The following is a 471-nucleotide window of genomic DNA, read 5'->3' on the forward strand; positions in this document are numbered from 1 at the left end:
TGGTCGACGAGCTCCCGCTGCTCGGGGTCGGTCTCGGTCCTGCCGTCGTAGACGGCCTTGAGCCGTGAGTCGATCATCATGAGCGCCGCGCCGACATCTCCGGGGGAAGCGTGCTCGGGGTCACAGGGCGATGACACAGGTTCCTCCTCGTGTGGCTGCCGCGGGCAGCACCTGATCCGTACGTTAGGCCGCCGATCGGCCACCGTCCGGCAAATGCCGATGGGCGTCCCCTGGTTCGTCGGGCACGCCGACCGTGTCGCGGCGGTGGATCGCGGTGCGCCGGCTGGTGGGACACCCGGCCGCAGCCGCGACCGTCGACAAATGCCTCGACACCGGTCGCACCGATCGGCAACCCTTCGGGCGATGACCAGAATCGATGACACGCCGCCCGCGTGGGACGAGCGCACCCAGCTCACCACGTTCCTCGACTACGCACGCGACACCGCCCGCGCCAAGTGCGACGGCGTCTCC

1 pseudogene is annotated in these 471 nt (G+C 69.9%); it reads left to right on the plus strand.

Annotation, left to right across the window (positions count from 1 at the left end):
* Positions 1 to 363 precede the first annotated feature (363 nt).
* A pseudogene (locus G3I71_RS52080) lies at positions 364 to 471 on the plus strand (mini-circle protein); the annotation flags it as partial.

The organism is Streptomyces sp. SID12501 (genome assembly GCF_010550245.1).
Taxonomy (GTDB): domain Bacteria; phylum Actinomycetota; class Actinomycetes; order Streptomycetales; family Streptomycetaceae; genus Streptomyces.